The following is a 26,111-nucleotide window of genomic DNA, read 5'->3' on the forward strand; positions in this document are numbered from 1 at the left end:
TTCGCTGTTCGGCTCCAACATTTGGACCACATTTTAGACACCCCGACCATTGTGAAATTGGATGGCAGTCGGTAGACTGTTTCTCGATATTCACTTTCGAACATTTCCCATCCCCATGTTTCTCCGTATTCTGCTATTGCTCTCCGTTTTTTCGTTTCCGGGACTCCCGTCTCCGTTGATGGCCTCTACCAATGAGGATCCTGTAGAGCGGATTCCGGAGATGGCCGACGTGGAGTCTTGGGTCATTGCTGAGAACGGGTCTGATCGCCTAAGTTGGTTCCCCATTTCAGAACGTCTTGGCTTGGGAATTACAGATTTTCGCAGGGGAGACATCGCGGACATTTGGCTAAAAGAGCCGGTCCGGGTTCCCGAGTGGAGCGATGAGTTTTCTCTCGATATTCATTCTACCGGAGGATGGCCTACAGGCTTTCAGTTGCGGCTGTTGGTGAAGGATTGCCAGGGGCATGTTTACGACTATGATTTGCATTCGAATCTTCTTCCGAAGAGAACCCACTATTTCGCGAACAACCAACGCCCGCGTGCGGTTCGAGTTTATGCGCCGGGGTTCAAAAGGCCCGTAATGAGGCGTGCAGGAGCGACTTTGGATGCAGTGGACCCTTCCGTGCGTGACCTGCCAGAGCCTCCTTTGTCAGTGGTGGGGATACGTTTTGAGGGTTTGAACTATAAAGAGCCCGCTGCCGGTGAGAATGCCAAACCCTTGGTGTTTTCCTTGGGGAACTTCAAGTTTACCCGCTTACTCTGGCGGGAGGCAGACTTCTATTATTCTCTGGCGGACACTGAATATTTTGGCGCGGATGATCCCGTTCCTTCTCTCTCCTTAGGTGAACTCAAGCAACCGCATTACGGAGAGCAGTTCGTGATTAGCTGGGATGTGAGGGATGAATATGCCGGACAGCCTTTTCTGGTCGGTGGAGAGGAAATTCTCGTCGACCGGGACGATCCCGATTACCGGAATACTTTTCTACGCAAGATCGAGATTCCGGTTTTTGCGGAGGGAAGTTACTGGATTCGGGTCAAAAAGAAGTGGAATCGCGAGCCAGCACGTTTGACCAGCCGTATCGATGAGTTCGAATTTCGGCTCGATATCCTGGCTGGGGAGGAGCCGGCGGATCGCGAGGAGGTGGCTCCCGAAGTCCAGGTTCCTTATTCTTTTCTGCGGATGGCTCCAAATCGCGAGTCTTTTGTCGGGGAGGAAAATGATTCCGTTTTATGGGAAACGGCGTTTTGGCTTCCAGATGATGCGGATCGTCATGAGTATCAGTGGAAGCTGACGATTCGTCATGACAGTAGTGGTGAGCTGGTGGATGAATTCGAGGGAGATCTTGAGTCTGTTCCTCAGCGACAGATGGTTCCGGTTTCGCTGGGGAAGATGAAGGCAGGAACCTATCAGATGAAGATGGATGTTTTTGAGGACGGGGAGCTGATGGATCGGGAAACTCGACTCTTTGGTGTCAAAGAGGCTGAAAGTCCTTGGTCAGAGATTCCCGCGTCGATTCCTTCCTACGAGGAAATTCTCGAAGGAGATTCTATCATTTATCTCATGCCACACGGATACGGCTCGATACGCGACCCGGAGGAACGTTGGCGGTTGTTGAAGAATTTTTTGGATCGGGCTTCGGAAATTACTTCGACCGTAGAGTTCATTGTGCGTTGGCGAGATATCGAGCCAATGGAGGGAGTTTATGACTGGTCGGAGTTGGACCGGTTTCTTGACTACGCGGAGACGAAGGGCGTGACGGTACTGATTTGGCCCTCGATCATGGGCGCCGAGCCGGAATGGCTGCCCGCGATCTATGAGAAGCCGCGCAACGAAGATGGGGAAATTTACAATCCGATTCCCTACACATTTCACGGAGGGCGCATTAATCACTACTACTCGGATGAGGTTAAGGCGGCGACTTTGAATCTGTATCGTACGTTGGCAGAACGTTATCGGGGTAGTCCCGCAGTTCATGGCTACTTTGTGCTCACCGAACATCCTTATGATATGCCGACGTCGGGTTGGTATATCGGAGGTTCGGAGGAAACCCTTGGCCAATTCCGAGATCACCTGCGCAGGGAGTTTCAAACGTTGGAGGCGGTGAATTCCCGATGGGCAACTGATTATGCGAGTTGGGAGGCAATCATCGTTCCACCCGAGGAGGCTACGGGAAGGCAGCGACTAGATTGGCTCGCCTTTCTCCGACGTGGTGTGGGCAGCCATCTGATCGATTGCGTGGAAACGATTCGAGAGGTCGATGATCATCGAATTATTCAGGTTTACACCGGGGGGCAGACCCCGGAGACTATGGACGCGCTCAGTGATATGGGATGCATGTTGGCGGACGGAGGAAGTCAGAATCCAGAGACCTTCGGTGGGGCAGCCATGCAAATGGCCGACTACGGACTCCAGCGTCGGGCGGAAGAAGTCTCGGTGGGAAACTGGTCGGAACACTTTCCGACTCAGTTGGACGCAACCCTATATACCATGCTCCTAGGAGGAGGAGGAAATGCCAATATCAAGATGTTTTATCCTGTTCGCCTTGATTATGAGCAGCTTCTTTCGGCTCCGCATTCGCTGGATCGTTTTCTCCAGTTTATTCCAATCTGGAAGGAGCTGAGGTACACCAAGACCATGCCTCGTGAAGTCTATGTGCTGAATGACTTGAATGCTGGCATGCTTGAAATCGAACGTTTGAACTACCACGGGGAACTTTGGCCGGATATGGTGCTCATGGAGGCGGGAATCAATGCACCTTGGGGAGATATCGACCGAGCTTGTAGAGGCAAAATGATGATTCTCCCCGGCATCACGGTCTACGAGGAAAAGACCATTGATAAGATTGTTCAATATGTTGAAGATGGGGGAACCGTATTCTTGTATGCTGATTCGGGCCGCAGTTCTCCGGATCTTCCTGAAGAAGATTGGATCTTACTGCGTCGATTTGGGCTATCCGTCCCAGTTACTGAAACGGGAGTCGGGGGGTATGTTGACGTGATTCCGGTAGCGGGTGATGTTTTTGACGAAGAGGCTGGTACGTGGCGTTTTCGAACTGCTTGGCCTCATGACTCAAAAGAAGGCGAAGAAGTGTTCGCGTTTTTCGATGAAAAAGTGGATGCATCGGCCATCACTCGTTTTCCTTTTGGAGAAGGGCAAGTGATTGTTGCGTGGGCTTCGTCGATTGTTCCGGCCGTAATTGAGGAAGAATATCCGTTTATGCGTGATATTGCCCGGTGGGTTGGAGTCGATTTGCTCGCAAGATCGGATTCGCCATCTCTGTGGACCAACCTACTGTCTCAAGAGAATAGCGACGATTATTACGGGTTGGTTTATCATCCAGCCTATCTAATGCGGGGGAAAAAGGCGGTAGACGGAACCGTTTTTTGGAGACTGCCGCAAGGAGAGTATCAGGTTGCGGAAATGATCTCAGAACAGATCTTGGGAGTTTTTTCCGCCGATACGCTTTGGAATGAAGGTCTATCCACGGCACTGGGGCCCCGTGAGGTCGCTATCTATAGAATGAAGAAAACAGAATCTTTAAAATGAAACGAAAATATCTTACAGTGGTTTCTCTCTTGGCCGGACTTGGTCTTACTTGCCCCTTGTTCGGTACTTCCGAATTGAAGGCTTTCGATGTTCTGAATGTGGATGATTGGAAGGTCGAAATACGGGAGGGAGATACAGTCCGCCTCCTGTCTAGTGAGGACGATCTATTAGCCGTCGATTTTGACGTTGCGGTAGACCGATCCCAAATGGTTGGGCATGTCCGCCGGAAAGAAGGGGGCTTTCGGCTCTTGCTGAAAGAACCGATAGCACTCGCGCCTGAGGACCAGCGCGTTGTCTTCGAAGTGCGGATGAAAGGGGTGAAGGAAGATACCTATCAGGTTCGACCCCTGCTTGAGGACGAAAATGGGGAGACTATCTCTTACCGAGCCGTTCCGATTCGCAGTTTTCAGGAATCCCACGATGGATGGAAGTGGATGAAAACTCATGTCTTTGATCTAACAGAAGCGGGCGGGGCTACGGACAACATTTTTCGAGTTGAAGGGGGAGACCTGAATGCCTGGCCAGATGGGAATCTTACGTTCCGTGGGTTTCAGGTCGTTCTCTTTGCCAATCGTGGAAAGCGAGCAGAGGGAGAGAGTTCTGGAACGATTTACCTCGGGAACATTGAATTGGGCGGGAAACAGGTGCCTGATAGCCCGTTTGCCTTCGCCGATTCTCTTCTCGAGGAGAAAGGCAAATACGAGATTAGCTTTGAGATCCGATCAGCGTTTCAAGGAGCCCCAGTAGAGGAGATGGTTGAGACCCTTGATTTTGACCCGGATAACGAAGCCAGTCGTCGTCAACGAATCGAGTTGCCGATAGGAGACCTTCACAACAGTTGGGTCCGTTACCAGGTGCGGGACGAAGAAGGTATGCCAGTGGTGAGCGAGGATATCCGCTGGGAGCAAAATATATCGCCCGAAGTTTCGAAGGATGTGGCGAGTATTGATCTCACACAGCGTCCCCTCTTGGGGCTGGTTCGGATGAATCCGGACCGTTTGGATGATTCAAAACAGACAGGAGGTGTTTACCGCGAAGATGAAGAAATGAACGTGCAATTTCGCATATTTGAACCGGAAGATGGTTCCGAATCCCTGACGTTACAATGGCAATTTATGCCCTATCTGAGTGATAAAATTATTGATTCAGGGGAAGAAGATGTTCGATTTGAGGGGGCCTCCTTCGTGGACGCGAACGTTGTTTTACCGGTTGTAAAGGATCGTGATGCCTACCGGATTTCCTACACCGTTCTCGATAAAGAGCAAAAAACAGTGGATGGAGGGGAGTATGTGTTGGGGGTCGCCCGGGAACAAATTCCAGCTTACATTTCGAGGGACGGGAACTTGCCTGATCGGAATGTGATCAAACGGCATCCTTACTTCCGAACAACCTATTTTTACAAGCGGAGTCGCGGGGAAGTCCCGGTCGAGGAGGATATTCTCGAAAATTTTTCAGAGATGGTGGACGAGTCGAAGCAGATGGCCTCGCATATTACCTATATGGTGGATTTGGCCGAATTCGAGATCCTCCCGGGGGTGTATGATTTTGCCTTGATGGATCAAATCATGGATGTCGCAGCGGATAATGGTGCGGGGATTACAGTTCGCTTGGCGCATACGGAGCAGGAGAAGCCTTATCGATGGTTGCCTTACACCCTGCCGCGAAGCTTTGACGGGACGCCTCTGGAGGGGCACGGTTATTACGGAAGTTATTCCGTCGCAGATCCAGACTATCGCGATTCTTGGCATCGTGCCTTCAAAGCCGTTCATGATCGTTATCAAGAGCATCCTGCGTTCGAAGGCTATTACGTGATGCAGGCCGGAGGAGAATGGGCTATCCCGGATGAGCCATGGAACGGGTACATTTCCGATTATTCCGTTGCGGGTCAGAACGGGTTTCGGGATTACCTGAAAAATACTCTTGGGCTCGACTTACAGCAATTGAATGACCGTTGGTCGACCGATTATACTTCCTGGGAGCAAGTGATGCCTCCGTTGCCGGATTTGTCGAAGGGTAAAGCGCCGGACCTTCGTCCGCAGTGGGTGGACTTTCAGCGTTGTAAAAACTTTTGGCGTTCGAGCTGGTATAACCGAGTTACCCAACGCATCCGCAGTTATGATGAGCAGCGCGTCATCATTGTTTACGGTGGGTTTCGAAACGTTGGCAACGACGAGCTGCTGGATCTTGTCGATTACTTTCACAACGGAGGGAACCATTATTTGCAGGGAGAGGGAACGATGGTGAAAATGTGGGAAGACGACCGAGTTGGCTGGATCAATGAACCCCATCATCCTCATGGCTGGGCCGCCTACGGGGATCCTGCCGACCGGGGTTGGGTTCTGGATTGGCAGATGTATGTCTCTATAGCTCAATCAGGAGGAGGGGGAGCAAACTTGCATGTTTATTATTTTCCGAATCCCGGCGTCGATCTTACGGCGCATTATGGGGGGACCTACGCCTACGACCGTTTCGAGCGCTACAAGCCGATCTTGCGGGAGTTTCAGGAGATGACTTTGGTCCAAGACCCAAAGCAGGTAGCAGTGATTCAGGACGAAAAGACCCTGCTGACGAAACATCGAACTACCTTTATGGCGCGTAAGTCTGACCTGCGGCGTTGGTTCGAGTTGATGAAACTGGATGCAGTCGATTTCGAATTCTACCGGGAAGATGAGGAGGCCAATTATAAAATGCTGGTTTTGAACCCCATTGACGAGGTTTTGAGCGAGGACACGATTGAGGTGGTAAACCGGATGGCCCGCAACGGAGCATTGGTGGTGATGTCTGCACGCACAGGTCGTTACACGACTGATGAGCAGCACGGCGAGTATCCACTTCTAAAGAAGCTAGAAATTCCGCTGCCGACTGGGACATGGGAAATGAATGAAGAAGATGTGGTTGCGAAGATCGAGGAATCCGATTGGCTCGGTTCGTCGGAAGGCGGATTGCCCTTCTTTACACAGGAGGATCTTCGGAATGATTTAGCGAAAGAGGATCTCTATGAGTCCTATTGGAAGTGGCCATACCGATTTATCCCGGAGACCGATTACTTTGGTTATTACAAAGGAAATCTGGATGTGGGTGGAGAAACTCTCGCGACCTTCGTCGATGGCGGTGTCGCGGCTTCTCTATATTCGGTGGGTGAAGGACAGGTTCTCGTCTTCTGGGGAACTCCGGAGATGAAGCCTGAAGAGCAGAACGGCCTCATGGCAGCGATTGCCAAGAAGGCCGGGGTTACCAACGGTACTATGGATAATCCGATTCCCTACATGCTGGAGGGAGTCGATGAGTCTATGGATCGTTTCTACACCTTCATCTACGAAGAGAAAGCAGGGATTTATCTGCAAAAAATCGGAAATGTTCCCGATGGGGAATGGTTTGTCGATGACATGGTTACCGATACACGCATGGGTACCTACGACGGAACCTTGATTCGGGAAAACGGGATGGAGTTAGAGTTTCGATCCGGGAACTCGCCTTTAAAAGTTCTCCGCTTCATCCGCCCGAAGAAGATGGGCAATGCGAAATGGATGGAGAAGTATCCGGATTATACCGGGAACTAATCGATGTCCGGATTCCGAACATTCAAGGCTTTCAGCTGATCGCGAAAAGAACGGGGAGAGCAGCCCTCCAAGCGGGTGAACCAATTGGAGAACTTTGATCGATGCTTAAATCCTAGATCGTAAGCGATTGTTTTTCTGCTGGTGTCGAGGTCGGCCAATCTTTGCTGCTCTCACGTAAAGCGTCTTCGTTCGAAGTAGCGGGTAGGGGTTAGATGGGTCGCTTGCGAATAAATCCGATTCATATGTCGGACGGTCAGATTGGCTCGATCTGCGATGGTTTGCAGGCAGAGAGGAGCGTCTAGTGGAGCGTTCGATAAATGCTCATGGATTTCATGAGCGCGTGAATTGCTTTCTTGAGGTTCCAGATAAGTTTCTTTTTCGGTAGCGAGGACTTCGAGTAAGGCTTCGAGCCACCGAATAAAAGCACCTAATCCGGCGATATAGTCATTTACCGAGCAGGAAATACCGGGGATATGAGCTTCGTGGGCTGACAAACGTGTCGAGACGACTTTGTCCAGTTTCCAGGTGGCTTGATTCAATTTCGGATCTTTGGGGGACCTTAACTGAACCACCTCGCGGAAATTGAGCTCGGAGCCTGGTTGATTGGACTCAAAATAGAAGTGGGCTGACCACAACTGAACTTCGCCTTGAATGACGTGGGTTCGACCTTGTGGTGGCATAATGAGCCAGTCGCCTTTCTTCGCTTTCCACTGTCTGCCGATGATTCTACAACCACCGAACCTTTTAGCACATTGATCTGGCCTGATAAAACCCCGGAGGGGGGACTACATTGAATCTCAGCGAATTGAGTTTCTACGCCTGGGTGAGCACGGCGGGGCCGTACAACGGTGGGAATTATAATTTTTTAGTGTGAAGCAGTGAGACGGGTGCTTCGACGCTCGGCACGTATTCGAGTTCGGCGGCGATCGCGAGTAGTGTGCAGCCTACCAGTTCAAATCAGTTTGTATTGGACTTGTCGGGAACGCCAGAACTTCAGGGATTGACCGGAACCGTTTCGTTCACAGTCGGTGTTTATACAGACAACAAGCCCGCCAATGGCTTTATGCGGTTGGATCAGGTTGAAGTGAGCGGCGCTGCGATTCCGGAATCGGCGCCGTTTGGGTTGGTTGCTTGTGTGCTGGCTCTTTCCCTTGGCCTGAAGTGTCGTAACCATCGTTCGAGCTGACTCGTATTCTCTGTTTTCGTATCTCTTTCCCATTGTTGGGGAATTCATATAGAGGGCGGGTTGGAGAGATCTTCAACCCGCTCTTCTTTTGCTTCGTTTGACCTATTCTTTGGTGAAATCTGAGGGTCTGCACGAGAGATACAGACAAATCGACTATCGGTTCGACACTAGGACAATTGATCCGATTCGGGGAAGCGAGGTATGATGACCTACTATGTTTCTTCTACAGAAGATGAATACAGATACCTACTATTCTGAACTGCCCGCTCAAAGCACGGCACACTGAATTCTATGGAAAAGACGAACACGATTGACTACCAAGAAATTCCTACAGCGTTGGACGCTCCGGAGATAATTTCATCCCCAGGTCCTGAGTATCAAGCTGACAAGAGACCATTTCAGGGAATTCCTACGGTTGAACGCAGTCCCACCGGGAGGCTGTGGGCTGCGTGGTATGCTGGTGGAGACTGGGAGTGTTGGCAGAACTACGTTGTTGTGGTTACGAGTGATAACGATGGATGCACTTGGTCTGATCCGCGTTGGGTGGTTGCTCCGGGGGGCACGGTTAGGGCTTTTGATCCTTGCTTGTGGATGGATCCGGAAAATCGCCTGTGGCTTTTCTGGGCCCAGTCGATGGCTGCCAAAGTTCCGAAGAATCTATATATGGACGGTCGCTTTGGGGTCTGGGCAATGGTCTGCGAGAATCATGAGTCGAACCAGCCGACTTGGGCTGCTCCCAGGTATATTGGGGATGGCATCATGATGAATAAGCCAACCGTCTTAGAGTCCGGGGCATGGTTGCTGCCGATTTCCATTTGGAAAAAGTTGAAGGAGGGTGAGGGTCAGGCTCCACCGCTTTATCACGATATGGGGAAAAGGATTGGCGCGTATGCGGTCGTGAGTCGAGACAGCGGGAAGACCTTCGAGTATCTTGGAAAGTCCGATCAGCATGAGAAGCCTAGTTTCGATGAACATATGTTTGTCGAGCGGCGGGATGGGTCGATTTGGATGCTGATTCGCACCGACGGGGGAATGTGGGAGACTTTCTCTTGCGATCAGGGGCGATCGTGGGAGAAAGGAAACCTTTCGTCTGTGCGAGGGGAGAGTTCTCGGTTTTTCATTCGCCGATTGAAGTCGGGAAATCTGCTGTTGGTCCGTAATGATTTTCCTGAAGGTCAGCAACCTAACCGCTCTCATTTGACTGCCTATCTGTCGGAGGACGATGGGTTCACATGGAAGGGAGGTCTACTGTTGGACGAGCGATCGAAGGTCTCATATCCGGATGGAACCGAAAGCGAGGATGGGACGATTTACGTCATTTACGACTACAACCGAACGGAAGAGCGCGAAGTGCTCATGGCTTCTTTTAATGAATCGGAAGTGCTCGCAGGTCGGTTTGAAACCGGAAATTCTCGGTTCAAGATATTGGTCAACAAAGCATCCGGTTCGGAAAGAGTTGCACACGTGTAATCGAAGGCACTCCAGCAGAGTCTTTGGCCGAATCAGGGAACGAACCAGAAATTAGGGCCTCTGGACCTCGGGGCTCGATGAGAAAGCGGATAGAGCGACATTGTCCTCAATCCGCTACCGTCCCGTAGCATCGAGCCTTGCTCGATGATCGCAATGGAAGCCCGGGTATCGAAGCTTCTTAGACCTTCGGCAGCCCTCAGTTCATCGGCGAAGCGCCGGTGCTACCGATCTCCCGTCGAATCACTCCGCTACTCGGCCGCCGCATCGCGGGCCACGGCCTCGGTTGGCCCGTCGGTGCGGAAGGGAGCCATCGGGAGACCTGCTTCATTATAGAAGGGTGCGACCGGATTGTTGGCCCAGCCGTAGCGGACGGCTTCCGGTTCATCGATAGTTTCGGTGCTGACGCGAATCGTATTGCCATCCACGGTGACTGAGTCGGCCCAGACAAATTTCCCATCGGGCCCACAAATGGCGAACGCGTTTTCGGTGTCACCTTGGGCGACAATTCCGCCCTCGGCGTTTTCGAAGGTAAGTACGGCTTCATTGTCTTCAATCTCCAGAGAGGCGAAAGTGGGGCCGTTGGCGACGATGTTATGCCCGTAGGCGATCTCTTCCGCTTGGAGACCGAGTCGCTTGCCAACATCCTGCTTGTTTTTCGGGTGGATGTTATTGGCTTCACCGATGTCGATGATGACGGCGAGTCCTACTTGAGGGTCGTTGGCGGCGGTCATGGACTGGGCTTCGCGCAGTTCGGCCCAGTTGCTTTCGGCCGGCTTCTCCTCGCGAGCGCGGAAATTGGCGAGCTGCACGACAAGAAAGGGGAAGTCTCCACGATCCCAGCGCTCACGCCAATCTTCGATCATGGTGGGGAGCAGTGTCTGGTATTGCTCTGGGCGGCCTGCATTCGATTCGCCCTGATACCAGATTGCACCACGGATGCCGTAGGGGATCAGGGGTGCGATCATTTGGTTATAGAGCACGGTCGGGTAGTTCGGGCTGTTGGGATTCTTAGGCTTCGGGAGAAGCGCGAATTCTGGTTTTGCTTTCCATTCGCCCGCTAGGGCAATGGACTCGGCATCGGTTCCTTCGACGGGGGAGAGGGTCATTTGGCTCGCATCTTGTCCCCAAAGGCCTCCTTGCCCAGCAGCGTCTATGACACGGATGGCGATAACGTTAGGACCCGCTTGGACGAGTTCTCCTGGGACGGTGTAATTTCGGGGCTTATCCCAGAAATCGACGTTCTTCTCAGAGATATTTCCGCTGGCACCGACTTCTTTTCCGTTGAACCAAGTGACATCGACCTCATCGATCGGTCCGGGACGGAGTGCGAGATCGCGACCGACCCAGGATTCTGGGATGTCGACGGTTTTGCGGTACCAGACGATGCCGTCAAGGTTCCCGTATCCGGGGAGCCCGGATTTTTCCCAGTTCTGGGGGACAGGCATTGTGGTCCACTCGGAGTCATCCAGATCGGGTTGAGCCCAAGCCTGAGCCGAGGCTAAATCGGCTTCGAGGGAATAGAGCTCGGTCAACGAAGCTCTGTAGGCGGAGAGGTCTTGTTGATAGGTTTGAACAGCTTCGGCGTTTTTGGCCGGAAGGTTGGGAATATCGGCAATTTTCTGAGAGAACTCGGGCAGATTGGCTTCGAGGGCTTCGGCACTGGTCCAGGCCTCGGCGATGGTGCCGCCCCAGTTGGTGCTGATGAGGCCGACGGGTTGTTGCAGCTCGTTGTAGAGGTGGCGTCCAAAAAAGTAGCCGACCGCGGAAAAGTTTTTGGCGGTTCCCGGGGTGCAGACGACCCATTTGCCCTCGAGATCTTCCTGAGGTGCGTAGGCGATTTGGTTCTTTACGTCAAAGAGTCGAATTTCGGGGTAGTTGGCATTGGCAATTTCCTCTTCGGCGTTCGCCGCGCGATTCAGCGACCATTCCATGTTGGACTGTCCGGAGCAGATCCAGACCTCGCCGACGAGGACGTCTTCGAAGGTGACCTGATCTCCACTGGAGTCGGAAATGGTCATCACCTGAGCCTCGGAATTGGCGGGAATGGCAGGTAATTCGACGCGCCAAGTGCCGTCCTCGCTGGCTTTCACCTTGGCGGATTTTTCGGCGAAGGAGACGGTCACCGTTTCTCCGGGATCCGACCATCCCCAAACGGGAATCGTTCCGTCTTGCTGGAGAACCATATGGGATCCGAAAATCGCGGGTAGCTTCAGTTCCGCGAGGGCCGAGCTGGCGCCGAAAAAGAGACCGATTCCGGTTGTCAGGCCGATTGCGGCACATTTGCAGGTGTATGAACGAAGACGGGAAGGGGTTGTCTTATACATGGATTTAGAGGGATAGGGAGTGACGCTCTGAAAATCAAGCATGAGGTTCCCATGGACGAAAATTAAGAGGATCGTTTTTCCTGTCGGTATTCCGAAGGAGTCTTGCCGAGACGCTTTTTGAAGAGCCGGGAAAAGTAGTAGGGGTTTTCGAGGCCCACTTGAGCGGCGATCTCTTGCACCGGAAGGTCGGTAAAGGTGAGGAGTTCGCAGGCGACATCGAGCCGTTTCCTGATCAGATAGTGAAGGGGAGATTCGCCGAGATTTTGTTTGAACAGATGGCGGAGGTGGTCGGCGCTGATGTAGATTTCTGCGGCGAGGTCTGACAGGTCCAGGGTTTCATGGTAACGGGTGTCGAGAATTTCGCGGGCGGTCTTGACTGGATGGGGCAGGGAGGAGGTTTCATGCTCTTCCCGCTGGATCTTTTGCAATTCCACGAGAATCCAACCCGAGAGCAGGTCGAGGCGGCGTTGTTTCAGGTCGCCAGGAGGGCCTTTCAATTCCGAGAGAAGCTGTTCGAAAGTCGCTCCGATGGTTTTGGGTGTGTTGTCCCAGACGTTGGGTCGGAGATCTTCGGAATCGCATCCTGAGATGCCGACACAGATCTGTCGGCCATCTTGATGAGGAATATCGCTGTGGGGAACGTTTGGCGGGCTGACTGTGATTTGGCCCTGCCGATAAGGGTAGTGGTTATTGTTCTGAACGAGCTCTCCTGATCCTTTCGCGTAGTAGACTAGTTCCGTGCAGTGGTGAGAATGAATCGGGCAGGGAGCATTCGCTTTCATTGGAATTTCAGCAACGAAAATACAGCGGATAGAGGCCATAGTTTATTCAAAAGGACAAAGTGGATGAGGGTCGAGGTGGAAGAGAGTGAGTTACTTGAGGATACCCGGAATGTGCAAATGATTTTCCCCGTCGAGTGCATTCACCTCGGGAGGGGCTTCGGTTATTATTTTCGGGCTCAATATCCTCTATCATCCAGAAATATCCATCATGCCTGAATTTGCCGACGCGATTGTTTTCTCATCTGTCAACGAGGTCTCTCACCAGACTGTCGAACTGCCTCCGTGTGGTCCTGATGAGATCGTTTGCGAAACCTTGTACACTTTCGTCTCTCCTGGAACCGAACTGCGAGTGCTTGGAGGGCAGTATTCAAAGCCTAAGGATTTTCCACTCGTTCCCGGATACTCGGCGGTTGCCCGGGTTTTAGAAGTTGGAACCGAGGTTTCGGGGATTCGGGTGGGCGATCTCGTTAGTGGCCGGAATCCCAAGGCGGTTGCGGGAGTTGGCGCCATGTGGGGAGGTCAGGCCAGTCGTCATGTTTATGCGACTCGGGGAGAAGACCGGATCGTTCTTCTGCCGAAGGAGGCGGATCCGCTGGACTACGTAGTTGCCGAAGTGGCGGCGATCAGTCATCGTGGAATCGATGCGGCACGACCGAGGGCGGAGGAAACCGCAGTGGTCATCGGTCAGGGGATGATCGGTACGTTTTCCGCCGCCTGGCTCTTGAATCACGGCTGTCGGGTGATCGTATGCGATGTGGACGCAGGACGACTGGAAAAGGCTAGGAGTCGAGGAGTGGCCGAAGCGGTCAATATGATGGACGAGGATGCCATGGGACGTCTGGAGTTTCTTTTAAACGGAGGAGCTGACATTGTGGTCGAGTCTTCCGGTACATCCGCCGGAATTCAGGCCGCCTATCGACTGCTGCGCAAGAAGCCTCAGGCTTATGGAGACGACTACAAGGTCGAGCCGATCGGCTTCTATGGGGACGACTGGCCCCGCCTTGTCGTGCAGGCGAACTACATTGACGAGGTCTCAATCAATCCATTTTCCTTTTTCTCCGGCGAGGGGGTCACCGTTCTTACTCCGAGCGATCGGGGAGTGGAAGATCGTCAGAAGGTCGTGGAGGCCATTCGCTCCGGGCACCTGTCTGGACGGGATTTCGTCGATCTGGTCCTTCCTTACAAGGAGGCCGCAAGTGGTTATCGGAAATTGCTCGAGCGGGAGGTGAGTTCGGTCGCCTTCTCGTGGCAGTCCGAGAAGAAATAAACCGGGAGGAAGTCAATGAGTGATACAGATATTCGGTCGGCGATCATCGGTCTCGGTTCTTCGGAAGAGGGAAGAGGCGGGGTCCATTCTATTTCTTACTGTCATGGCTGGGCGCACACAGCGACTTCAGGCATAGAACTCGTGGGTGGCTGCAGCCGCCAGCAGAAGAACGTCGATGATTTTCTCGCTGAGTTCCCAGGATGTGAGGGCGATCGAAACTACCGGAATATGCTGGAGGAGCTGAAGCCGGACCTGGTGGTGATCTGCGCCTTCGCCACGACTCGGGAAGAGATGGTCATGGCCGCGTTGGAAAACGAAGCGAAGGCGATCTGGATCGAAAAACCATTGGCCCTCGATCTGCCGACGGCGAAGAGAATCATGAAAGCGGCCGCAGAGAAAGGCGTCCGGCTCTTTGTGAGTCATCAGCGGCGATACGGATTACCGTTCGAATGGTTTCGCGACGCGTCGTCGAAGGTTGGGATCGTTCAAGGGGGGGACATCGTCCAGCCAATGCCCAATTTTCTGGATTTTGGCCCTCATCTCGTCGATGCGGCCCTGTTTGCACTCGGAGAATCGTGCTCATTGCGGTCCGTCTTCGGGGCCGTGGACTGGTCGGAGACGGGGGAATGGCACGGCATTCCTCATGAGAAACAGTTGCTCGGCACGGCCCATTTTCTCGATGATTTCCGGATTACCGTGGAAGTGGGGTCGGATACGCCGGGCAAGTCTCCGATCCTCCGTATTCACGGAAGCGAGGGATTTGCCGAGCTGCACCTCTCGCCGCCACCGGGAGCAGCCAGCGTCTTTCGCGCTTCTTATGCGGGTGAAGAGGCTATCCGTTGTCCTTCGACGGAGGAAAACTTCCATCACGGCGAGGATGAAGCTCTCTACATGAAGCGCGCTGTAGTGGATGTCGTAAAGGCGTTGCGGAGCGGGGGTAGCACTCGGATTGATGTCGGGGAAGCATATCGCGGAATGGAAATCATCCACGGCATCTATCAGTCGGCAAAAGAGGGCCGAGCGCTGAAAGCTGATGAGCTTTAGAATCGATCGATTCTAGTTATTCTTTGCCGAGAGTGCCTCTCGGATCGTGGCCATGATTTCGGGAAGAGGGACCTCTCCCGTAATTCGAATTGCCCTATGCCGGGGACTATGAGCAAACCGAGCAGAACATTCCCCAGGAATGCCTGAAGGATGGCAACGGGGATGGAATTCCCTGAGAGGGCTGGTTCACGTTGACGAACTCCTGGTCGTATTCCTCGACGGACAACCTCTGGAAACCGCCGGCAACGATCATTCGCTCCCTCATCAATTGCGTCTCGAAGAACGGCAACCTTCTGATCAACGTTTGTCCGGATGGCAACGGAATCGTCCCGGAGCAGGCGGTGGAGACGATGCGGGAGGTCGGTGCCTGGATGAAGAAAAACGGCGAGTCGATTTACGGAGCCGGTGCAGCCGATTATCCAACACCGGAATGGGGCCGATATACGCAGAAGGGAGAGACTCTCTACGCGCATGTCACGGATCAGCCTATCGGAAACATCAGCTTGCGTGGCCTGCGGGGTCGAGTCCGGGAGGGGCGACTGGTGGCTACCAATACCGATGTGTTGATTTGCGAATACTGGAATCCCGAAGTGCAAACCCTCGACGGGCCGGAGGATATTTTCTTCAATTTTGCCCGTCCCACCGCCTGGACATACCCGCTACCGGATGAGAGTGCTACGGTCGTCGCGTTTCGGTTGAACGACGATGAGGGGACCCGGACCGAACGGCAACGGTTGGATGAGGTCCGGATGCGGATCTGAGGGTCGAATCAGGTTGTGCAGGTATTAACTAAGAGTATAGCGCGTTTCGCGAATCGAGACTGGAGCCCGTTTAAACGTCTTCACGGGGATGTTTAAACGGGGTCTTAGTCCTTGTTCCAGAGAAGCACTGCTGGCCATAGATCCGGTCGGTTGTATGAATCTTGTCCATCGCGCAAAATCGTCATGGAAGATTGGATTGGCCCATCTGGGGCGTCTTTGTCGTTTAAGGTTAAAGAGAATCCGAAGGAAGAGCCATGTTCCAGCCGAAGTGGTAATAGATACTTTGCGGGAAAATAGATTTCATAGGTGTATCCTTCACGGGTTCTTTGAAAGGCTGCCGGAATATCTTCGGCGATCATATTGTCTGGCGGTGCCGTGGTGGCGAGAGTCAATTGAGGGTCGGGAGACCGTCGACGGAATACCTCGGCACTGTTTCCGTCGGAACTCGGATGGACGGTATAGTCATAATCGTTTTCGTCGAATCCTTGCTGTTGATGGGACCGAGCGTCGATGAGGGTATCAAAGTAGATTTGGAGCGAATCATTGTCCCAGCGGTCTTCGGCATTGGGCCAATTTTTAATTGCCAGAAGGTCGTCCTCGACGGATACAGCGATGAATATTCCATGCGTATTCCAGGCAATTTGGAAATGTCCTGAAAGATCTAGATCGGATATTTTATCCGCATTTCTCAAAAGTCGACCGGAGAAGGGAATTTTCGGTAGGTCGCTCCAGTCCTCAAGTTTACCATCAATGACGATCGGATCCGGATGAAATTCGCTAAGGAATGCTCGAAAACTCAGATCTAGATCCATCGAAAGCTTCTCTGAATTGAGATTTACCGGAATGTGCTCTTCTACGATTAGATCGTTCTGTAGGGGAGTCGGTAGCGGGAGAACCGCCTTTGCCCGTGAGGATGAGGGGACGGTGAGTTTCACCATTTTTGATCCGGTTGTCATGGTTCCGACAAAATCTCTCGACAATAAGTTGGTTGCCGAAATCTCAAATCGGTCTTTTGCCATGGGTCGGGCGCTCAGTTGCAATGGGGATACTCCTTCGCCTGAGATTACGGATGCCTGTTTGAAAGTTTTTATGAAACTCTTGAGGGTGCCGGGTTCACCCAGAAAGAAAACTGGAAATGAAGAGACGGGAAAGGTGAATCGGCCTTGAGGGTCAGGATTAAATTCTCGAGGAGCTTCCATCAGATCGAAGATCTTGACGTTTTGTCCGGGGGTGAAATTGGCCTCGACCGCAGGTGCGGACATCATGCCCGCGTCCAGTTTCGGATGGTGGCACCAGATGGCTGCTACGGGTCTTTCTTGAGCGTCTTCGAAAATATAACACCTCAAATAAGAAGCGAAACGAATATCCTCCCGAAACTCTGCATCTCCCAATAAATTTCCCAATGTGTTCGAGATCTTCTGAGTCGCAAAGGGAGTATATTCGATATCCATGTCCAAATTGTTAATGTAAGATGAGGATGTGAAGGTCTTGACCTTGTCCTGATACTTTAGGGAGACTAACCAGCTACGTGCCCGCCAAGCGGCGGAAACCTTTTCGCTCCAGCCCATGTCATAGGAGAGCGTACCGTAATACCAGCAACTCGGAGGCAGCCAACTAGCGGATCGAATTCCCCATTGAGGAATCGTGTAGGGTCCGTAATGCATCCCTTCTGGCCAGAAGACGGGTGTATCTCCATATCCGTTTTCCGCAAGCATATCGAAGAATGTTTGGGCGTCGGCATCAAGATCCGGGCTTTCTGGAGATTTCCGATAATTGTGAATTCCAATCCAATCGAACTTTGTCGAACCGATCTCATTGAGTTCAGCTAGAGTATGGGCGGTTTCGGCGATGCCTCCATTAGGATTCATATTGGAAGGGGCTCCTTGATAGACTTGGGCCTCTGGATTGCCCTGCTTCACTCCTTGGATGAATGCTTGCTGGAGGATTGCGTATTTGCGGAAGGCTTTCTCAGGGTCTCCATCTTCCGACCACCATTCCACGGGATAGTTGGCATACACCTCGTTGCCGAGTGACCAGATCGGAACCCAAGGGTGCTCCGCAGCTAGAGTGGCAACGGTATCTTTAAATTGCTGAAGCCATTCTGGAGTGATTTCGCCATTCGCGTCGTGGTTGAAGTCGCTTAACAGAATACGAGGATCGTCGGGTCTGAGACCGTTTACTTTGGATTCATTGAGGAAAGCAAAACCTTCAACCTTCTTATGTACGCCGGTGTAGGGAGCTATTCTCTGACTCATGACGGAGTCCATGGTCATAAACCCTGCATCGGTATAGGCGTCCCAGACGGCCTTTTCGTCCCAGCGATAGGTGTGAGGCTTTCCGCCGATGCCGATTTTACGGTAGCGGTCGAGTAGTGTTAAAAAGTCGAAGCGTTCGCTGAGGTCATCTCCGTATTCGTCGGAGAAATGTCCCTTCAATCGATGCTTGTTTTCGAGAAAGTCCATGATCGCAAATCGATGAAGGTCATAAGATTTGGTTCCATTCGCTAGCTCGTAAGAGGCCTTCACTACAAAAATTCCGGAGGGGAACCGCTCGTTCCAAGACAGCGGAATTCTCGCATGACCCTTTTGATCGGAGGAAAATTCAAATTCGTCTTGGACGAGGGTTTGGCCGAAGAAATCCTTCACGCTGATTCGTGCCGTGCCTGCCGTCTCGGGAGGGCCGACTACTTCCAGACTGGCGTCAAGAGGGTCCGATGGTTCGAGGAAGTTCCCCTCTTGTGAGGTTCGAAAACGACCGGCGACCGGGCGGGTCGTATAAGGCGAGGTCTCACTGCCCCGTTCCAGTTGCAGCCCGTCGATCCAGACTTGCGATTGACCGTCGGGTGAGTCGGAACCGAACGCGGCAAATACTGGCATCGATTGAGGGACTTCAAAGGTAAGCGAGTAGCGGGTCCAATCCCGGGAGAGCTGGAATACCTTTTGTGCTCCGGCTTCTTTCCAGCTTTGCCAATTTATTGGCAAACTTGTCTTGCGGTTTCCTACCCAGGCCGAATTGGGAAACCATATACTCAATTGCGCAGATCCGCTTGATTTCGCGTAAACACTGAAAGTATATCTTCCTGGAGATAGGGGAATCGCCATGGTGCGCATCGGCATGCCGATAAAACGGAAGTCTTTACTTGTGGACTCTGGAGCTGCCAATTCTAATGAGTAAGAAGCGTCCCAAGAATCCTGATCATTCAGTTTGAAGGGGAGTACGCCCCACTCTTGTGGCAGTTTGGTTCGTTGAAGAAGATCATACGAGTAGAGTCCTTGTTCAAAAGAGGGATTGAGAAGAAGATTTCGGGAACCCGCGTAGTCGGGCATGACTAGGTCGTCGGTGGAGAGGAAGTCGATCCCCCCGGCTAGCTGCGAGGAGTTTTTCAACTCCGCGCCCTCTCGGATATCAATCAGGAAGCGAATGCAGTGGGTTTCCGGTGCTTCGCGAATGCGAAACCACAATTCATTTTGTCCAGCACGCACTTCAGCGGTGAGGGAGCCGGAATCGTTCGTTCCGAGTAGGGTGAATGAACCGGAAGGCGACTCTGGATAGACTTTGAGTCGAACGAAGTCTTTCGATTTCGCTACGGTTCCGTCGCTCGTCGAGGTGATCGGGTAATCGGTCCCGTCGAGTTGAATCGAGGTCCCTTCGATTTCGAAGAACGGAACAGATAAAATGGCGGTTCTAGGGATCAATTTATAGGGTTCTGGGGGGGCGTCCCATTTATACGACAGGGAAATCAGACCGTCTGGCAGGAGCTCAAGCGAGGTCGAAAGAGTTAGTTCCTCTCCGTCGCCCACATGAAGGGTTTTGGTAGTCTTGAGAACGTCTTCTACATGTTCGAAAGTTCGATCTTTCCGGCTGAAATATTCCTTTGGATAATCCCGTACGGGATCTACCCACTGCTTCTCTCCCGTTTCGGTATTTCGGAAAGAGAAGGGCAGAAAAACGGTTGTCAGAACCTTTCCCTCTGCGAGAATTTTAATCTCACCATCGGATGACATAACGATTCTTTTTTGCCCCGCGACTAGGGCCCCGTCTTTCCAATTTACCGGGAAATGACGCACCTCTTCCGCTTGACCTTTTTCAAAAGGCGGAGGGGGGGCCGTTACGGGAGGGAGAGTCGATGCTCCGGTTGCGCTTGCAAAGGCAAAAAGTAAAAGGGTGTATTTCATCATCTCTGATATTTGTCTCTGGTAATCTTTTGTCTGGATTTCGTATTCTCTGCCCGGGGAAGAGGGCAACTCCGTCAAAATTTTCGGTCCGCTTTCGGTATCTTTCGGGGATTAAAATATATTTTTCAATTGGATCGGGAGTTTCCCGTCTATGTCCGGTTGGCCGGGGTGTTTGCCTGGGTTGGGCGTTGAAACGGTATGGCGAGATTCCAGGTGTTATTAGCATTTCTAAAGCCTCCTGGTCCATCAGCGGCGGCGACAAAAAGACAAATCGGCTCCCCTTCCTCATCGAACAGGAGTTGCGGTCTTTCCAGTGAACCGAGTTTTTCGGTGGATCCATCTGTCCAGGTGATGTTACGCGAGTAAGCTTTTGCCGGCTTCATCGGCTCCCAAAGCAAGCCATCGGACGAGTGAAAATGCGCTCCGGCGTGATACTCGCCTGTAATTCCGCCAAGCATGTCCTTCGCAAGCATCTGATAGTGGTTTCCCGCCCACCAGACATAGGGATCCTCAACGTAGTCTCCTCCTTCGAAGCGTAGAACTGGGTCCTCGGAGAGTCGTCGGTAAGGGCCTTCGTAGAAGTCCGCTCCGGCGACGCCTATCCGCAATCCATCCGGGGTATTGGAACGATAATAGAGAATGATGCTTCCGTCTTCGCGAACGCACGGTGCCGGATTCGTGACAATATTCGCGTCCCAGTGATTGGGGCGAGGTTCTAGAATGGGCTTAGACAATATTTTCCAAGGGCCTTTGACTGAAGAAGAAATGGCTAATCCGATTCGAATGCCGGCATAGCTCTGTTTGACCTGTTCGCCAGCCTCGTCTGGGTCGTCTTGTTCAAGCGGCCCTGCAAACGTAGAGCCAATATAAAAAAGTAAAAATTTATCTCCGCATCGGTGGACGGTGGGATTATGGGCCATGCGTCCGTCCCATGCTTCTGGAGGAGAATCGGGTAGAACTCGATCCGCAAATTGATATGGTCCTTCCGGAGCCACGGATACGGCTCGAACAATTTCGGAGTTTAAGACATATCCTGAGAACATCGGGAGATTCGTGGGCCATCGTGAGGCAAACATATGATAGAGTCCATCCTCTCCGCGGATCACCGATCCACACCATACCCAATAGCCATCCATGCGAAAACCTCCGTTTTTGGGGACGGGAAGAATTCGCGAAAACAGACCTCTATCGGGATCCATTGCACAAGCCTCTCGTTTGCGTTGAATGAACGATAGGTTCTTGATCCGACGAATGAGTGAACTGGAAGAATAGGCGGGATTCGGGTCGAGTCATGTTTGCTGGTATTCGATTGAATTACGCTTCAGAATCACCATTGGTTTGTTGAAGACAAATTTGGCGTTACGCTTGCCGATGCGTTAAAGCCTATCAATTTAATCCTATGCCCCATTCAAAATTTTCTCCCGGTGCCCAGAATATTCCTACAATGAAGGATGTGGCCAAAGCTGTTGGGGTTCACCAGACTACCGTGTCACGAGCTTTGAGGAATGCTTCTTCGGTTTCGCCTGCCATGCGGGAAAAAATTCGTGAGACGGCCGATCGGATGGGATATCGCACGAATCCATTGCTTTCGGCATTGGGAACCTTGCGGCGAAAGAGGGCCGATACGCTTTACGAAACGCCGATTGCTTACCTGCTACATGAATCCCAGGCCTCCGCGCGTCATTTGAAGGGAGCGCAGGACGCAGCCAGGCAGCGGGGATTTAAAATCGATCTTTTTCATTATTCCGATTCGGCAAGTGTGCAGAGAATCAACCGGATTTTGACGGCTCGTAACATTCTGGGAATTATTATCGGTCCTCTTCCTCAGGCCCATGGCCATTTTCAATTAGATTGGGAGCGATTCTGCACCGTTGTGATCGAGTATTCCTTCAACGAGCCCCGTTTTGATCGGGTGGTAACCGACAGTTACCGGACAATGTTGATGGCTGTGGAACATTGTCTGGAGCACGGGTATCAACGAATCGGTTTGGTCCTCTCGAAGGTCGTGGATGACCGCAACGAGGGCCTCTTGTCTGCAGCTTATTGGCGGGAACAAATGCGGTGGCGTTCGATGACAGGTCTTCCGATCCTGATCTTGGAGGAATGGAATGAGAACAAATTTGAGAAATGGATGAAGAAAGCTTCTCCTGAAGTGATCGTGACCTCGAACACTTTGATCTATGATATCTCCGGTTGGCTGAAACAGAATCGATATCATGTGCCGAAGAATATGGGACTTCTGAATCTGAACGTTGCGAACAACAGAATCTATTCGGGCATCTGTCAGGACTCTCCTGCAATCGGAGCGACGGCGGCGGCTCTCTTAATCGAAAAGTTGAATCATAATGATAGTGGAATTCCGGTGCGACGGAAGACGATCCTCACAGACGGAATCTGGCAGGATGGACGGACGCTTCGACATCTCGACGGAGCGAGTAAGGTTCGGAAAAAGTAATCACCTTTTGGTCTCGGGATGTTGAGACTACCGCAGGGGAATCTCTCTTTGAATTAAGAGAGAGGCGCCGGGTTTGTGCATCGGTAAGCGTTGGTGAAATGTTGCCGATTGACCTGGATTTCGTACGGTGTTGGCCGAATATTCGGGAGCCCCGTCGAACGACTGATGCGGAGAAAAAATAATTAAGTAACCGAAAGCCGTCGAAGGATCCGAGATATTGTCGAAAATGCTACTTTTTCAGAAAGAACGCTTACCGTTTCAATGCACCCCATCCATTTCCATCATTCGCAACCGAAGCCTCGACGTGAAGCGCGAGGCTTCGCACTTGTCGTCTCTTTGTCCTTGATGTCTTTGGTGCTACTATTGGTACTGGTTCTTAGCTCTGTTGTCGGAGTTAGCGTGAAAAGTGCGAACCATGACTCAAAGGAGTTCGTTGCCCGGCAGAATGCGTTGCTTGCTCTCCAAACGGCTTTTGGGGAAGTTCAACGGCAGACAGGGCCGGATCAACGTATTACTGGCTCGGCGGGGTTAATGGATTCGGACCCGGAAACATCCGAAATAGACGATATCAATGAACCTTACTGGACAGGAGTTTGGGATCAGAGAGGGACCCTCCTTTCGTGGTTGGTTAGTGGCAATGAAGGCTTGGAACCGTCGGATGCGGATTTCATTTCTCCTTCAGCGCTCCCACTGAACGTCCAATCGATGTATTCCGACGGGAGCGTGGAGGTGCCACTTCGCCCGATTGAAAGCGGGGCGTATGCCTATTGGGTTAGCGATGAGAACGTGAAAGCAAATATCAATTTGGCGGATGCTACTCTGAATACGGAACCTCTGGTTTCTGCTCAGATGATGGATATTTCACGAATGAGCGAACTGGAATGGATCTTGGCTGTTTCCGGGCAAAAGGAAGCGCGGGCGAATTTGAGTATGATCGAGTCGCTGGACCTTATGGCGTCAAGTGCCGCCGAAAAGGAAAGCATAGATGATCGTCGTTTCGACTTGGCGGCCAATAGCTTCGGGGTTCTTGCGAACGTTGCCAAGGGCGGGCTCAAGCGGGATTTGACTCTTGCCCTTTACGACGGGTCCGAATTGCCGTCAGGGCAAATTTTTGATCCAATTAGTGGAGCGAAGTCTCTTTCGGATCCTGGAGGCCCAACTTGGCAGCAATTGAAGAGTTGGGTCGATATCCCGGATTCCGGACCATTGGAGGTCCGCTCTCAGCACGACAATCAGACCGGATTAGCTCCTGTCGTTACGCAGTTTCAATTTTATACAGTCCCACGTACGCAAGTAGACCTTTTGGCAGGGACGCAGGAGATTTTTTTGGACATTTACCCCGCGATTACCCTTTGGAACCCCTATGATCGTCGTATCAGGATTAATAACGGTCTAATCGATGTTGCCCGACGCTATTGGGATTTTCGGTATGGAGGCAGTGGGGGTGCCTTCAGGTGGAGTTACCTGCCTTTTCACGCATGGCTATTAAAGATCGTACAAAATGGTATAGAAAGCCGGTATGATGATGATTCTTCCCCCCAATTCCCCAATCAAACCGTGCTGAATACGAACGATCATAATGGCCTCCATTTTTCGATCGGTACCGTCGACCTCGATCCGGGGGAAAGCGTGACGTTCAGCCCGCCGGCCGGAAGTAAAAGTCCCATGTCCATGAATAAGACGGATTACTATGCACTTACTCCGGGATTTCATCCGGATGGTAGCTATTATTTTCTGACGGATATCAGCGGTAGCGATGCGTTGAGCTATGATCCGTCTGACCCCCCTGTGGAGTTTGTTCTTCGCGCGACTCGAAATGCGACTTTGGCGGTGACGCTCCGGGATGGAGATGAGATCTTGCAGGAGCTTTACCACTTGGGCGGCATTGCCGTGATTACGGCTCCTCAAACGGATTTGTTGCCATTAGGGAGTTCTGATATGACGGGAAGCATTGGGATCAAAGTGATTCGCAATTTCACCGATTGGGGAACTCTTGATGGAAGCGAGGACCGCTCGATCCAGTGGATCTCTCATCTCAATCCGAGAGGATCGTATCAGGGGGCGATTCCTTATTTTTTTCGTGACACCATGGATACGATCGTGAATCGGCATACGAACAATCCGTCTGTTTTTAGTTCCAGCACTCATAAAGGCGACCAGCAACTCGGGTTGAATAACGTTGGGAGCGGCTGGTCGATAAGTTCTTCGTATCTGGACGAGACGGTGTTGTTCGAGAGCTCGTTGAGCCGGAGCAGGCTCCGCTCGATTGGTCAATTGATGCACGCTTCGCTTTTCCACTCTGGGGTCAATCGTTCTCAAGGAAGTCTTTACAATCGGGAAGATGCGGAGAGCGATGCCGGAAATCGTATCCGTTATGGACGCTTTGATAATACGATTCCTGCCTATGCGATTGGCAATAGCGAGGCTGATCCCTCCATACCTCTCGATGCGGTGGTTGTAGAGTGGCGTGAGAATGATTACACGGACAGCGAAGTCTATGATTTTCTGCGAATTCAAGGACGTCATTACGATTATTCGTATCTATTGAATGAAGCACTCTGGGATTCGTATTTCTTTTCGGCTCTTTCGAATAATTCCAGCAGGCATTCCGCAAATTCCCGTTTGGTGCCGCTCGACGATTCGCAAACCAATGCTCTAAAGAGTCACGAAGTTGCAGCTGAGTTTATGGTAGAAGGGGCCTTTAACGTGAACTCGGTCTCAGAAGAGGCATGGCGGGCTCTTCTGGGTTCTTTCTTCGGTCAGGCCAGCCTTGATGGTGAGTTTGCCTCTCCGATCGTCAGGATTCTGGATGAGAGCGCAGTGCTCTTTGACCCCGCTAGCGATGATGCACAGGAAGAGCCAGCCTATCGCGGATACCGAGCTTTGACGCAGGATCAGATTATCAATCTGGCCCATCAGATCGTCGAGGAGATCAAATGGCGCCGCTTGGGACGAAACAAGCCATTCTCTTCTCTGAGCGGCTTCGTGAATCGGCAACCTTATGAAGATGCGCCGACCGGAGTGGGAAGCAATAACTCCTTTCGTCTGAGGGGAGTCCTCTCGGCGGCTTTGGACCGTGCGGATAAGATTTCTGCGGATGAATCCAGTGAGTTGGGTGTCGATCAAACCAGATCGACGATTAACCGCGCTCTGCAAGATAATTTGACGCAAACGGAAACCAGCAATGTGATCGCAGGATTTACAACCCAAGCGATGGAAGGATGGCGGTCGGAAGGGCTGCCCGGTTGGCTAACCCAAGCAGATTTACTGGCGAGGCTGGGCTCTGTTTTGGCGGTTCGCTCCGATACCTTTAAGATTCGAGTTTATGGGGAATCCCGCAATCCCCTCGATAACCGGGTGGATGGTAAAGCTTGGGGAGAAGCGACCTTGCAGCGATTGCCTAACTATTTGAACAGTGATGCCGATAGTGCCTCTTCGGACGTGGATTCACTCACCGATCCGGTGAACGAACGTTTTGGAAGACGTTATGTTCTGACGGGCTTTCGCTGGATGGACTCAAATTAGGTGGGCTGCCGCCAA

Annotated in this window: 15 protein-coding genes; 9 read left to right on the forward strand and 6 right to left on the reverse strand. The window is 52.0% G+C overall.

Going from position 1 to position 26,111, the window contains the following annotated elements; genetic code table 11:
• The first annotated feature begins 115 nt into the window (after positions 1 to 115).
• Together H5P30_RS12995 and H5P30_RS13000 are read left to right on the forward strand one after the other, a co-directional pair.
• Positions 116 to 3,547, forward strand: coding sequence for a beta-galactosidase (locus tag H5P30_RS12995; RefSeq protein ID WP_185693359.1), 3,432 nt, complete (start codon positions 116 to 118; stop codon positions 3,545 to 3,547).
• Positions 3,544 to 7,107 (forward strand): beta-galactosidase, encoded by a 3,564-nt coding sequence (locus tag H5P30_RS13000; protein WP_185693360.1) that lies wholly within the window; start codon positions 3,544 to 3,546, stop codon positions 7,105 to 7,107. The genes H5P30_RS12995 and H5P30_RS13000 overlap by 4 nt, the downstream gene beginning before the upstream one ends.
• On the opposite strand, the gene H5P30_RS22695 is transcribed toward H5P30_RS13000, so the two are convergent.
• Positions 7,104 to 7,265 carry a helix-turn-helix domain-containing protein gene (locus tag H5P30_RS22695; RefSeq protein ID WP_185693361.1) on the reverse strand — a complete coding sequence of 54 codons (162 nt, stop codon included), beginning with the start codon at positions 7,263 to 7,265 and terminating at the stop codon, positions 7,104 to 7,106. The two genes, H5P30_RS13000 and H5P30_RS22695, sit on opposite strands and share 4 nt — an antisense overlap.
• Before the next feature lie 12 nt (positions 7,266 to 7,277).
• Positions 7,278 to 7,787 (reverse strand): hypothetical protein, encoded by a 510-nt coding sequence (locus H5P30_RS13010; RefSeq protein ID WP_185693362.1) that lies wholly within the window; start codon positions 7,785 to 7,787, stop codon positions 7,278 to 7,280.
• A gap of 293 nt (positions 7,788 to 8,080) precedes the next feature.
• On the opposite strand from H5P30_RS13010, the gene H5P30_RS13015 reads away from it, so the two are divergent.
• The gene (locus H5P30_RS13015) at positions 8,081 to 8,293 is read left to right on the forward strand and encodes a hypothetical protein (protein WP_185693363.1); all 213 of its coding nucleotides are present in this window, start codon (positions 8,081 to 8,083) and stop codon (positions 8,291 to 8,293) included.
• Positions 8,294 to 8,584: 291 nt separating this feature from the next.
• A complete protein-coding gene (locus H5P30_RS13020; RefSeq protein WP_185693364.1) occupies positions 8,585 to 9,763 on the forward strand; it encodes a sialidase family protein in 1,179 nt (392 codons plus the stop codon).
• A gap of 248 nt (positions 9,764 to 10,011) precedes the next feature.
• On the opposite strand, the gene H5P30_RS13025 is transcribed toward H5P30_RS13020, so the two are convergent.
• A complete protein-coding gene (locus H5P30_RS13025; RefSeq protein ID WP_185693365.1) occupies positions 10,012 to 12,087 on the reverse strand; it encodes a sialate O-acetylesterase in 2,076 nt (691 codons plus the stop codon).
• 62 nt (positions 12,088 to 12,149) lie between these two features.
• Positions 12,150 to 12,908: a helix-turn-helix domain-containing protein gene (locus H5P30_RS13030; RefSeq protein ID WP_281388075.1), complete on the reverse strand. Its 759-nt coding sequence runs from the start codon at positions 12,906 to 12,908 to the stop codon at positions 12,150 to 12,152.
• A gap of 169 nt (positions 12,909 to 13,077) precedes the next feature.
• On the opposite strand from H5P30_RS13030, the gene H5P30_RS13035 reads away from it, so the two are divergent.
• From H5P30_RS13035 to H5P30_RS13045, 3 genes are all read left to right on the forward strand, one after another.
• A complete protein-coding gene (locus H5P30_RS13035; RefSeq protein WP_185693367.1) occupies positions 13,078 to 14,136 on the forward strand; it encodes a zinc-binding dehydrogenase in 1,059 nt (352 codons plus the stop codon).
• Positions 14,137 to 14,151: 15 nt separating this feature from the next.
• Positions 14,152 to 15,180 carry a Gfo/Idh/MocA family protein gene (locus H5P30_RS13040; protein ID WP_185693368.1) on the forward strand — a complete coding sequence of 343 codons (1,029 nt, stop codon included), beginning with the start codon at positions 14,152 to 14,154 and terminating at the stop codon, positions 15,178 to 15,180.
• Between the two features lie 191 nt (positions 15,181 to 15,371).
• Entirely contained in the window at positions 15,372 to 15,941 is a 570-nt protein-coding gene (locus H5P30_RS13045) for an alpha-L-fucosidase (RefSeq protein WP_185693369.1), read from the forward strand.
• A 104-nt stretch (positions 15,942 to 16,045) separates the two neighbouring features.
• On the opposite strand, the gene H5P30_RS13050 is transcribed toward H5P30_RS13045, so the two are convergent.
• Both H5P30_RS13050 and H5P30_RS13055 read right to left on the reverse strand, forming a co-directional pair.
• Complete coding sequence (locus H5P30_RS13050) at positions 16,046 to 19,945, reverse strand: sugar-binding protein (protein ID WP_185693370.1); 3,900 nt, start codon at positions 19,943 to 19,945, stop codon at positions 16,046 to 16,048.
• Positions 19,946 to 20,265: 320 nt separating this feature from the next.
• The gene (locus H5P30_RS13055) at positions 20,266 to 21,315 is read right to left on the reverse strand and encodes a glycoside hydrolase family protein (RefSeq protein ID WP_185693371.1); all 1,050 of its coding nucleotides are present in this window, start codon (positions 21,313 to 21,315) and stop codon (positions 20,266 to 20,268) included.
• Between the two features lie 200 nt (positions 21,316 to 21,515).
• Here H5P30_RS13055 and H5P30_RS13060 point away from each other — a divergent pair, with 200 nt between their 5' ends.
• Both H5P30_RS13060 and H5P30_RS13065 read left to right on the forward strand, forming a co-directional pair.
• Positions 21,516 to 22,571 (forward strand): LacI family DNA-binding transcriptional regulator, encoded by a 1,056-nt coding sequence (locus tag H5P30_RS13060; RefSeq protein ID WP_185693372.1) that lies wholly within the window; start codon positions 21,516 to 21,518, stop codon positions 22,569 to 22,571.
• Positions 22,572 to 22,970: 399 nt separating this feature from the next.
• Positions 22,971 to 26,096, forward strand: coding sequence for a hypothetical protein (locus H5P30_RS13065; RefSeq protein WP_185693373.1), 3,126 nt, complete (start codon positions 22,971 to 22,973; stop codon positions 26,094 to 26,096).
• Positions 26,097 to 26,111 lie beyond the last annotated feature (15 nt).

This window comes from Puniceicoccus vermicola (assembly GCF_014230055.1).
In the GTDB taxonomy this organism is placed as follows: Bacteria; Verrucomicrobiota; Verrucomicrobiia; order Opitutales; family Puniceicoccaceae; genus Puniceicoccus; species Puniceicoccus vermicola.